Below are 12,422 nucleotides of genomic sequence, written 5' to 3'. Positions count from 1 at the left end.
CTTTTTTAAGACAGCTTCTTATAATGAATGTTCTAAGTTACTTACTAACTTAAAGTCTAATTTTGAATGGCTTAAAGAAATAGATAGTATATCACTACAGCAAACTTTAAGAGATTTAGATAGAGCATTTAAGAACTTTTTTAAGGGTTATGGATTCCCCAAATTTAAAAGCAAACATAATCACTTTCATAGTTATAGAACTCAAATGGTAAATGATAATATTCAAATTAAAAATAATAAAATTAAACTCCCTAAAATAGGTTGGATAAAGCTTAAATATCATAGACCACATAAAGGGAAAATTTTAAATGTTACTATAAGTAAAACTAATACAGGGAAATATTATGTATCCTTATGTTGTGAAACTCCAAATATAGAAAAGCTCCAAAGACTTAATACTACTCTTGGAATAGATGTAGGAATTAAGTCATTTTGCGTTACTTCAAATGGCGAAATAATTGATAACCCTAAGTTTCTTCAAAAGTATTATAAAAAGCTTTTGAAGGCTCAGAGAAGGTTATCAAGTAAAACTAAAGGAAGTAAAAATTTTTACAAAGCTAGAATTAAACTAGCTAAGGTTCATGAAAGAATAACTAACTGTAGGCTCGATTTTCTCCATAAGTTAAGTTCAAGATTAATCAGCGAAAACCAAGTGATTTGTCTTGAAAATCTTAAGGTGAAAAATATGTTGAAAAACAGTACACTATCAAAATTAATTAGTGATGTAAGTTGGTCTAAGTTTAGGCAGTTACTAGAATATAAAGCTAAGTGGTACGGTAGGATTGTATCAATAATAGATACTTACTATCCTTCAAGTCAATTTTGCTCTAATTGTGGGTTTAAAAATGAAGAAGTTAAAAATCTAAATATTAGAGCATGGGAATGTCCAAACTGCAAAACTAAGCACCATAGAGATATAAATTCAGCTATAAATATAAAAAGAGTAGGGTTGGTACAATCCGATTTTAAGCCTGTGGAGATAGTAGGTTACGAGGTCTTTGAATCAGGAAGCTCCTACTTCTAAAGTAGGAGTGGTTCACTAATTAGTATTGTAAATAAGAATTGTCATGGAAATATAAAAAAAATATGTTAATATTATGTTATTTTAAACTGCTAAAAACTAAAAAAGCACTGGGTAAATAAAGAACAGGGAGATTACTACCTGTTCTTTAAACTGCTTTGCTTTTATTAAAGATAAACAACTTCAATCCTTATAATTAATTCAGGTTAAATAAAATTTAATAGGCATCGAGTCTATTAAATTTGAGCAAATTTCACTTTGTGAAATTGCAGCATAATAGCCTCGTCATGCAATGCTTTTTACTGAATTATAAGTTCAGTTATGAAGTTGTGTATCTATAAAGTATCTTTCGTAACATACTTACCTACTATTTGCCGGGTTTACGTCCTGGTCCTCTCATATTATTTGTGCTTGCTCCATCCTGAGTAACTTCAGTTACAACACCTGAAATAGTAAAGCTGCCCACTTCCTGTCCTTTAGTATAGGTTCCTGCAGTGTATACTCCATCTACAGGTTTGGAAGTAGAACTTCCTCCAACATACACTTTATAGATTTGTCCAGTCTTTAATTCCGGAGATGAAACAACCACTGACGAATATTGTTTTGATGGTGCAAAGGTGATGATTTCTTTTCCATCACTGCTTTCAATGTGAACAATGTTACCAGCTGATTGACTAACTAGATTTATTTTCACAGAATTCTCAGTTGATGTGTCGCTTGGTGCCTGTGCCATTCCTGAGCTTCCTGCTGCAACTAATAAGCCGCCTGTCAATTTAAAGCTTCCATCATAATCTAAAGCTCCATTTCCATTACTTGTAGGTCCATTTACTATAACAGTACCACCTGTCATATTTATTGATCCATTTGCGTCAATACTATCTCCCGTAGTGTCTACAGTAATATAGCCGCCATTGAAATTTATAAGCCCGCTGCCTGAAGAAGAACCATTTTGTCCAGATTTTCCTTTAGGTCCAGCAAACCCATTTTGTCCAGGACGTCCGTTAGTTGAAGATGAGTCATTTCCGCCAGCAGCATTAAATCCATCATCACTTGCAACAACGTTAATATCTCCTTTATTAACAGTTATAGTCTGACTTTCGATACCTTCATAAGCTTTCAGAATATCTATGGTTCCATTATTTATTGTCAAAGTAGAATCAGAATGCATACCATCATCCCCTGAGGATATATTGAAGGTTCCACCGCTGATTACAATATTATTACCTGAGTGGACAGCATCATCTGACGAATCTATATTAAAGGTTCCCCCTTCTATTACTATATTCACACCAGCTTTCACAGCCTTAGCACTAGGTGTTTCTTCTGTTTCTGAATTATTATTTGCTGCCTGATTATCCTTTGGCTGTCCCCATTGGCCCCAGTCCGCTTTAGTACTGCTGTTCTTGCTGCCTCCTCCACTATTAATTGTTACATCTACTGTTTTTATAAGGACATTTGTTTCTCCCTGAATTCCATCTTGACCTGCAGTGATATTGATTTTTCCGCCTTCAATTAATACATAACCTTTTGCTTCATCGGTATCATTATTTGATATTATTCCATCTTCACCAGCATTAACTGTAATATTACCGTCGGTTATTACAACACTGTCTTTTCCTTTGATACCGTCTCCTGCAGACTTTACAGTGATATTACCATTTTCTATTTTCAAATCATCTTTGCTTACTATACCCATATTATTATCTGCCTTTACACTCAAAGCTCCTTTTCCTGTTAATACAAGGTCAGCTTTGCTGAATATGGCTGAGTCAGGTTCAGTTTCGGTTGCAGCTGCTGCAGATGTAATAGTATTCTGGGTATTATCAGCCAATAAAATAACTGTTTTTTTAGAATTCATTACATAAACTGGTGCACTATTAGAGCAATTTATATTCACGCCATTTAAAATAATATATACCTTATCCTCATTTCCTGCGTTTACAATTATCTGTCCATCAGCTAATGTACCTTTTATGCTGTATGTACCTGCTGCGGTGATAGTTACCTTGTTTTTATCTGCAGTAGCACCGGATCCATTTACGTTTATATTAGCTCCTAATTCTATAAAAGTGCTCACTTCTCCCACAGTTTCACTTTCTCCAGAAGATATATTTATACTAGAAAGTACATTTGCAGTTGATTTTTCAGTGCTGGTACTACTGTCTGAGCTAGTCTTTTTTAACTGCCAGCCTACTACTCCTGCACTTAAACCTAATACGATAAGCATGGCTGCTATAATTTTCTTGTTCATACTGTTCCTCCTTTAAATTCTAGATATTTTTAACCAAATGCTTTTTCTTCGAAACTAGAAAGGGTAAGTGAAATCTTAAGGTTTCCGTTTCTACATCTTAACTCGTCAATAAAATCCTTTTTATTTATCTCTTCTAATAAGTTGATTATATAAGTAAGTTCAAACGTTGCTCCAAATTCCTTTGTTCTTATGTTTTCAATACGCCATGAACTTGTATACTTGTTTAATATTTCATCAAAGGCATCTTCATAATTAAGATCTTCCGGAACCATAATTTTAAGTTGCATATTCTTGTTTTTATTGCTTGCAAATTTTGTTTTCTCTAATACAACCATTAAAAGACATAGTATTATGGTAAATATAATTCCATATCCTATAAATCCCATTCCACAGGCAAGTCCAATTGCTAAAGTGAATAGTACATAAGATATATCCCTTGGTTCCCCTGGTACACTTCTGAAACGAATTATGGAAAATGCACCTGCTAAACTGAAGGCCCTTGCCACATTATTGCCTACTAGTAAAATGATGATAGATATTATCAGAGGTAGCATTATCAATGTAGTTGCAAAACCAGAGCTGTATCCGCTCTTATTATTGGTCTTCATGTAAACTAGGCTTATTATTAACCCAAGTATTATGGCAGCTGCTGTAACAGCTACAACTGTAGTAATGGTAATATTAGAACCACTAGCAATGGATGACAGCATATTATCTAACATATCTTCTCTCTCCTTATATCATTGTTTTGTATTTTTAAAAAATGTCTCTTATATTCAGTGCCGTACTTTGAAAAATGAGTGCTGTAGATTGAAAGTTCTAAAAGAAGCTTTGTGAACCATATGGGCATTGCCCCTATTATCTTAACCTCCATTAAATATTGATCTCTTTCCAACAAGTCTTCTCCAAAGTATCCTTCCTCTAGACGTAAAATATTTCTTCTTGTAAGGATTTTAGAATCGAGAGTTACTCTAAAATCCTTATTTTCTTTTCCAAATAAGGCAGTTCTCTTATAGCCAATATAGACTGTTGGATGAACTGGATTATTTCTTAAGTAGTACTCTATCTCACTGAGAACCTGTTTGTTATGGTATTCATCAGAAACTGGTTTTTCACCAAACTCCAGAAATTTGTATGCTTCTTCTAAAGTAAGTTTAGCTCTTCTCTTACTGACTATTCCATCAATCTTCTTTTTTAATTCTAGAAAAACCCTATCATTTGGACTGTCTGGAATTCCATAGCTCCTTAACCTGAGTTTTTCTTTATAATAAGGATGGCTAATAGAATGACTTATAACATCACTATTTTCTGTGTCATAGTAGATATTATAAATACTGTAGTTTTCATTGTGCTTGCAATGTTTATCCAGTTCCATATATTTCAATAGTCTTGGAATAAGTTTGTTATATTGTTCTATACTTATTAGGTATTTTTTCTCATAACGCTTAAAAGTTTTAATCGACATGACACTCACTCCTCTTTCCTTGCTCTGATTAATCTTATTGTAAATTACAAATGTCAAGGAAATATAAAAAAAGTATGTTAAAATTATGTTATTTTAACATACTCCTTGAAATCCATATCTAATTTTAAATATTACTCACAGTAAAAAATGTAGTTATAATTGTCATGCTATGTCTGGCTACCTCATAACGTAAAAAATCCCCGACAACACTTACAAAAAAGTATTGTCGAGGATATGCTTGGTGGAGGCGATGCACGACCTTTAAAACCCACCATAATTAAACATATTAGCGGAAAAGATATCCCAGTTCTACTAATTAAACATTAATTTATGTTAATTACCTTATATGAATTGTTCCAATAAAAAATTAGATTTCATTTGGAACTGGTATATCTTTAGATATATTTCACATATCTTTTAAGAACCTTAGCGATAGGTAACCCTAATATTAATCCGATAACAATTTGTGTCACATTTCCTGGTATTGATGCTACTGGTGCTATCCAATTTCCATAAAGAATTCCTTCAGTAATATAATATCCAAATATCATCCAAGCACCAGATAAAATCACTGCAAATATATTTACCATAAGGTTATTTCCATCTCTATTTTTACTCCATGTAACAGCTCCAACCATATATCCCATAATTCCTCTTACAATAAAAGTAAATGGTGCCCAAAGTGCCCATCCTGAAGATAAATCAAAGATTGCCATCCCTACAGCCCCAGCTATAGCACCTTTTTCTTTTCCAAAAACAATTGCTGTAACAAATAACATTACAGTTCCTAAGTGAACTAATCCACCATTAGATACAAACGGTAATCTAATATTAATAAATGCAGTTGCTACAAATACTAATGCTGTTAATAGTGCTGTTTCTACCATGTACTTCGTTTTAAATTTGCTTTTCCCTCTGTTTATTTCCATTCTTCTGCCCCACCTTTATGTATTTTTATAAAATTGATTTTTAATTATTACTAATATCAATTTTGTATTAAGATATATTATTTATCTAAATACTTATTAAATAGTCCAACTAATTCTTTGTCACTATTAAAACCTAAATCTTTTAATCCATTATCTATTGCATTTAATGCGTAAACTATTTTATCTTCACGCGCATTTTCTCCCATATGTCCTATTCTTAAAATTTCATTATCATATGGTTTTAATGATGTTATTATTAAAGTATTATACTTCTTTAACATATGCTCTTTGAGCTTTAACGCACCTATATTTTGTGGTATTTTAACAGCAGTAACTGTGTTAGAATATCCATTAGTTAAAAATAGCTCAAGTCCATATTCCTTTATAGCTTTTCTTGTTGCACTTGCAATTTTTTCATGTCTATTAAGTACATTTTGAACACCTTCATCTAAAATATTATCAGCTGCTTTACTTAATCCCATAATATCACTTATTGGCATTGTATATGGAAACCACTTATCTTTATAATAATTTTCCCAAATAGTTAAATTGCAATAAAAGCCTACTATAGGAGTTTTTCTATTCTTCATTGCTGCTTTAGCTTTTTCACTAATGCTAACCATAGTTAATCCAGTTGGAGCTGAAAATGCTTTCTGTGACCCACCTAAAGCTATGTCAATTTTCCACTCATCAACTTTTATCTCTTCTCCAGCCATTGCTGAAACAGAATCAACAACAGTTAAAATCCCATATTTATTCAATATTGGACATATCTTAGATAAATCATTTAGAACACCTGTTGGCGTATCGCAATGAACTACTGTTGCATACTTAAAGTTGTGATCATTCTCTAAAAATTCACTTAATTTCTTTTCATCTATAGCTTTGTTGTAATCGTCTGAAAAATATATCCCTTCTCCTCCATACATTTCAACAAAGCCTTTAAAACCTCTTCCATAAATCCCATTATCTAATACAAGTACTCTATCACCCGGTTCAGTAAGAGATGCGCATGCCGCTTCTAGTCCTAAAATACCTTCTCCACTTAATATGTACGTTGGATTTTCAGTTTTTATTATTTTACCTATCTTATCACAAGTATTTTTATAGAACTCTATAAATTCTTCATCAACATCTGGATTAGTAGTTGCCTTAGCCCTTTCCAATCTCACATTTTCTCTTACATTCGTAGGCCCTGGCGCATAAACAAATTTATTATTCATTAGTTAGTAATACCTCCTCTTTTCTTCCACTGTTCAATATTAATAAAATATCATATAAGATAGAAAAAGTGAATTGTATGGGTACACTTTACTTTTTGCTACAATTAAAATACTTTAATCTGAAAAATAAATACCATTCCTATCAATAACAACGTAATGTGAAATAGAATTATCGGTAGCAATTAGTGCTATTATAATTAAAAAGACAAAAATAAAATTAAATAGGCATCGAGCCTATTTAATTTTAGACAATTTCACTTTGCGAAATGTCAGCAAATAAAAACAGGGTGCTGGCCCACCCTGCAAATATTGCCATTATCAAATCGTACACATGTATCTTCTAACATAGAAACTCCAGAGAGCTTAGTCCTTAGATAGTTACAATCCATAATGCTAGTTCTATTACCAATTTTAACCATGATCAGGTATCATTTCGGGACTCCTGAGGAGGGCCACTTAATTCCCTCGGTTCAATAATTTTCTAACTCTGTTTTTACTAAAATTAAATTCAGTCCACGAATTTTCATTATCAAGCACTTCTTTTCTGTATTCTAAATTATCATCAATAACCTTCTTTATATGTCTGTCGTTGATTTCTCTCATTTCAAGCAAGTAAGGAACGGCTTCAAAGGACAAGGAAGTCAAATAGTAAGCATCAAGCTTGCCAGTCTCACGATAGCGTTCTATATTTTTTCTGGCTATAAATCCATCTATATTAAGATAATTTATTATTGTATACATAATTATTGTTATCACAATTATGCTTCTCACTATAGGAATTTTTCTGTACCAAATGCCTGCAGCCACAACCAGGCAGAGTATGAAAAGCAGCAGCATAAATAAATGCACTGATACCCTTAAAAATGTGTATCCAAAGGTTCCCTCATATAAAGTAAGTTTGAAATTAGCTGAAAAAAGCATATTTAAGGTGAATGCTACAAGCACAGTTAAAAGAAGGTTTGACGCCTTTAAAAGCTTTTTATTATCTTTTTTTCTATATTTCAGGCAGCTAAGCACTATTATAAAATTGATAAAGGTAACTGCGACCAGTTCAAAGAAGCCTTTTCTTGCATATTCAGCATAGGTAAAATTAGCTGGTAGCGTCATATTACCTCCACCATAAAGATAAGAAAATTGAATCATTGTGAAAAATAGATATAGTATATTTAAAGCAATTAATACAGTTATTATTGTAACTAACTCCCAGCTGACAGCAGGGATGCAGAGGCTGCTCTCAATTGTTTTTTCCTCACTTTTGAAACCCCAAACATAGCCGAATAAGTAAAAGGCTATAACTAAAATCAGTACGACATGGGGTACAAACTTTTCTATATTTATATTATTAAAAATCTCTGTCAGGTTAGCTAGGTAGTGACCAAAAACCATATCTGCAGAGCTTAAAAGCATTATTATAACAATTAGCAGAGGCAGGGAAACAAGTATGCCAATTAATATCTGCTTTTTTCCTTCCTCTATTTGCACATCTATGCCTATTTTTATTGAAGCCTTTAAAATTTTAAAGGGCTTGCCAATATTATTAAGCACATTTACTATGCCTCTTCTTAGCATTTCTGCTATAAAGCTGCTTTTATCCCATTTAAAACTTGGATTCACTATTAAAATTGAGCTTGCAATCATAAGAAATGAAACAGCTAAAATATTAAATAAATAAAATATTTCCACTGTATGAACTGCAAAGCTAAAGGACAGCAAAGCTATTGGAATAAGCAAAAACCACCCAAAGCTTTTTCCGAAGCTTATTCGGTCTCTTGTGGACCATAAGAAGAATCCAATACACAGCCCTATGAATATGAAGTAGGATATACCAAAGGCCTTGTCAAAAAATAATCTATCAAATGCAATCCCAAGCAGCAGTGAAAATAACAGACAGTATAAGCCTTCCTTAGTTTTAATTTCCATAGTTTCATTAATTTCCATTTTCACCCCTCCTTTTATTCCTCTCTAAATTCTAAAATATCTCCCGGCTGACATTTAAGCTCCCTGCATATAGCCTCCAGGGTAGAAAACCTTATAGCCTTTGCCTTTCCGGTTTTTAATATGGATAAATTGGCATTGGTTATTCCAACCTTTTCAGCCAGTTCATTAAGAGAGATTTTGCGTTTTGCCATCATTACATCAAGATTTACGATTATAGCCATAATAAGCCTCCTTTAGTGACTAAACAGTGAAGTCATTTTCTTCTTTTACCTCAACGGCCTGCTTGTATATTTGAGCCAGTATCAAAACAAAGCAGCCTGCAAAGAAGAATATCAAGAATTCCGTATCCGTGTGTATGCCTGTTGGACCTATATTTATCAAACTGAAGCTTTTAAACTGATTATTGTAAAAGAAATTTATTAAATAGCATATAGTTATAACGAAGCAGCTCAACGCTATATTCTTAAGACTTTTCACAATACCCATATTAAAGGGCCCTTCCTTTATAACAGACTTTAAAATCTTCCTAAGACTGTAAAGAATGAATACCAAGGCAGAAGTCCCAATAAAAAGCAATATACAGTTTACTATATATTTTCTATTTACCTCCCCAATATCAGTAGGAGCTAATGTACTTATAACTAAACTTATAAAGGCTAATACCCCAAAAGCAATAAGCACATTTAATACAACTATCAAAAATCTGGACATAGAATTATATTTGTTCTCTTTCATAAATCATTTCCTCCATTTAACATTTTCTAATTTCATCATACTACATCTTTTTAATACTTTCAATAATTATTTATTGTTTTTCAATAAATAATTATCGAAAAATAAAGCAGGGTTAAAGAATTGCCTTTAACCCTGCTTTCATTTCAATTTCAACTTTTATCTCGCTCTTTTTTAACTATATTTCTATTCTTCATAACAAATAATAGGAGTTCCATCTTCTATATTATCAAAAATTGTTTTAGCTAAATATAATGGGGCATTTACGCATCCATGGGTTCCATTTCTCTTATATATATCGCCTCCAAAAGAATATCTCCAGCTTGCATCATGTATTCCTATATTTCCGTTAAAAGGCATCCAATATGTTACTTCAGCTTCATAATTTGGTCCGCTTAAGGTTGATCCTTTTTCTTTATAATTAAGCATATAGATTCCAACCTTAGTAGAATTTCCTTTATTAGGATTACCTGTTACTACGGCACCTTGAGTTATAAGCTTTCCATCTTTATAAAACCATAAATGCTGCCTTGTTATATTAATTTCTACATAAGTATTACCTATATCATCTTCACCCCTAGATACAGCCTTTTGAGTATATATAGGTTCTTTTTCAAGTACTTCACTAAGTTTTATATTTTCTAATAATGCTTTTGTTTCAGCAGCACAATTAATTCTCCATCCATAAAATCCGCCCTTAACTTCTACTATTCTATTTGTAGATGTTTTAATTTTTCTTGCTATGCCAACTGTATCATATTTTTTACTCAGTCCTTGCACATATTCCGTAACTGCTTTTTCATTTATTACTACTTCTAAATTTTCATCAACACTAAGCCATTGATTTATTATATTTTCATCTAATATTTCATTTTCACTTCCAAATATATAAGTGATTTTTGTTGATACATACTTATTTAGTAAATTCTTAGTTTCAATAGTCTTACCAGAACTTAAAGTGTACTTTGGATTTTCGTAACAAAGATTTTCATTTAAATCTAATTTTGTTTCTCCTTTTAATATACTCATTTCTATAGCTTCATTTAATTTATCTTTATATATCTTATTTCCATATACTTCTTCAATTACTTCATATGAACCATTTGAATACCTAAAACTTACATTTTGCGGTTCTATAATACCTTTATTTAAACAATTTAATTCATTTATTTTATTTTCTAAATTATCTTTATTATAAACAAATAAATCATCTACATAATATTTTTGCTCCTTTAATAATGAACCTATCCATTTAAATGAATTTTGAATTTCATAAATTTTAGAAATATTACTTTTTTCGTTGTATTGCATTCCTATATCTTGTCCTATTATTTCTTCTATTTCTCCATTTCTTTCAATTAACTGTAACTTATAATCTTTAATATAACTTCTAATTATATCATCTACATCATCATGTGCTTTTAATGAAACATCTACTCCATTTATTACTGTATTAAAAAAGAAATGATTAGCAAAGTATAATGAAATAAGCAAATATATTAGTACAATTGAAGCTATTAAAATAATAATATTTCCTGTAGCCTCACTTTTAAAAAGCTTTGTTACATTAATATTCTTCATATCGATTTATATCCTTCATCAAAAATACATTTTATTTAAGCATAGTAACTAATTTATAATATGTCTGTATTTTTGATCTTAAAACTTAATATATAAATAATAATCTTAAAATTTTTAAATAAGAGTATTTAATCCTGAAACTAAATATTTTTATGATGAATATTTAGAACTTTTAGATATTGCACCTCTATATTCTCATATGTATTCGTTAATTTGATTCAAACCTCTGCTTAATAAAACATTAGTTTAGTAACCTTTATTATTTTGAACTTGATACCTCTATTTATGATATTGATAAATATGTAAATAGAAATATCAATAATATAATTAACAATGAAAGATTTCTTTATTCAGAAGAAACTCTACATTTACTTTATGATATAAAAACCCGCGATAATATATACAATGTTATAACATTTTTGTTCTATTAATTATTAGATTAAATTTACTATTTAAAAAATCTGCTGCTTTTCTGCAAAGTAGCATACGACTAAGGAATATTTCAAAATAGTCCATTAAAGGACATATAGAAGTATCTATTGTTAGCACTAACTCGATGCTTCTATTTACTCCATCTACCTTTACATTTGCTTCTTCTACAGCGTAATTTACTCTATCATGTATGTCAAAAGTTGCAAAATCATTATTTCTTACTCTTGATCTTCTTACATCAGTTTTATCACCTAATATTAATGCTGCTGCAACTGGATTTACAGGAAGTCCTACCTCTTCATCATGATTTCCAATAGAAGATACTATAATAGCTATTTCTTCTGGCTCCATACCAAGTCTAGTTAAAATATTAAAGCAAATGCACGCTCCAGTTTGTGCATGTTCTTGTCTATTTACCATATTGCCAATGTCATGAATATATGCTGAAATTTTAGCAAGTTCAACTTCTCTTTCACTAAAACCTAAGCTTTCTAATATCCCACTTGCCGTTTCTCCCACCTTTGTTACATGATCAAAATCATGCTTAGTATATCCTTTTATACGTAGATGTTCATCACCTGCTTCTACATAAGTTTTAATTTCTTTATTATTTTTTATGTCCTCAAATGTTATTAACGACACAAACTCACTCCCTTATTCTATAAGTCATAAAAGACTTTACTCCCTCATACTGACTTGTTTTTACTTTGGATACATGTAACAACATTTCCTATTGAATATTGCGGTCTTATTTTTACCTAAATAATAGTTTTTATAATTAATCTAATGAACAAATATCTTACTACTGTATCCTTACTCCATTACACCTACAGCCGTAAAAGGCATCCCT

General features: G+C 31.2%; 10 protein-coding genes and 1 pseudogene. 1 reads left to right on the top strand and 10 read right to left on the bottom strand.

Annotated elements, in window-relative coordinates:
* Positions 1-67: 67 nt before the first annotated feature.
* A pseudogene (gene tnpB, locus CPJCM30710_RS05090) lies at positions 68-1,024 on the top strand (IS200/IS605 family element RNA-guided endonuclease TnpB); the annotation flags it as partial.
* A gap of 364 nt (positions 1,025-1,388) precedes the next feature.
* Here tnpB and CPJCM30710_RS05085 read toward each other — a convergent pair.
* The 10 genes from CPJCM30710_RS05085 to CPJCM30710_RS05040 form a co-directional block, all read right to left on the bottom strand.
* Positions 1,389-3,272: a carbohydrate-binding domain-containing protein gene (locus CPJCM30710_RS05085; protein WP_212903101.1), complete on the bottom strand. Its 1,884-nt coding sequence runs from the start codon at positions 3,270-3,272 to the stop codon at positions 1,389-1,391.
* A gap of 29 nt (positions 3,273-3,301) precedes the next feature.
* Positions 3,302-3,994, bottom strand: coding sequence for a DUF4956 domain-containing protein (locus tag CPJCM30710_RS05080; protein WP_212903100.1), 693 nt, complete (start codon positions 3,992-3,994; stop codon positions 3,302-3,304).
* Complete coding sequence (locus CPJCM30710_RS05075; RefSeq protein ID WP_212903099.1) at positions 3,988-4,737, bottom strand: polyphosphate polymerase domain-containing protein; 750 nt, start codon at positions 4,735-4,737, stop codon at positions 3,988-3,990. The genes CPJCM30710_RS05080 and CPJCM30710_RS05075 overlap by 7 nt, the downstream gene beginning before the upstream one ends.
* 395 nt (positions 4,738-5,132) lie before the next feature.
* Complete coding sequence (locus CPJCM30710_RS05070; protein ID WP_212903098.1) at positions 5,133-5,666, bottom strand: ECF transporter S component; 534 nt, start codon at positions 5,664-5,666, stop codon at positions 5,133-5,135.
* Between the two features lie 77 nt (positions 5,667-5,743).
* Complete coding sequence (locus tag CPJCM30710_RS05065; protein ID WP_212903097.1) at positions 5,744-6,889, bottom strand: pyridoxal-phosphate-dependent aminotransferase family protein; 1,146 nt, start codon at positions 6,887-6,889, stop codon at positions 5,744-5,746.
* Between the two features lie 456 nt (positions 6,890-7,345).
* Entirely contained in the window at positions 7,346-8,827 is a 1,482-nt protein-coding gene (locus CPJCM30710_RS05060) for a DUF4153 domain-containing protein (protein ID WP_212903096.1), read from the bottom strand.
* Between the two features lie 14 nt (positions 8,828-8,841).
* Positions 8,842-9,048, bottom strand: a complete 207-nt coding sequence (locus CPJCM30710_RS05055; protein ID WP_212903095.1) for a helix-turn-helix domain-containing protein — start codon at positions 9,046-9,048, stop codon at positions 8,842-8,844.
* A 19-nt stretch (positions 9,049-9,067) separates the two neighbouring features.
* Complete coding sequence (locus tag CPJCM30710_RS05050; protein WP_212903094.1) at positions 9,068-9,562, bottom strand: DUF2975 domain-containing protein; 495 nt, start codon at positions 9,560-9,562, stop codon at positions 9,068-9,070.
* Between the two features lie 183 nt (positions 9,563-9,745).
* On the bottom strand, positions 9,746-11,140 hold the full coding sequence (locus CPJCM30710_RS05045) for a L,D-transpeptidase family protein (protein ID WP_212903093.1): 1,395 nt from the start codon (positions 11,138-11,140) through the stop codon (positions 9,746-9,748).
* Between the two features lie 408 nt (positions 11,141-11,548).
* Positions 11,549-12,214, bottom strand: a complete 666-nt coding sequence (locus tag CPJCM30710_RS05040) for an HD domain-containing protein (protein ID WP_212903092.1) — start codon at positions 12,212-12,214, stop codon at positions 11,549-11,551.
* Positions 12,215-12,422 lie beyond the last annotated feature (208 nt).

This window comes from Clostridium polyendosporum (assembly GCF_018332455.1).
Taxonomy (GTDB): Bacteria; Bacillota; Clostridia; order Clostridiales; family Clostridiaceae; genus Clostridium_AY; species Clostridium_AY polyendosporum.
Note: the sequence above shows the minus strand (reverse complement) of the source record. Positions and strands in the feature narration are given on the sequence as shown.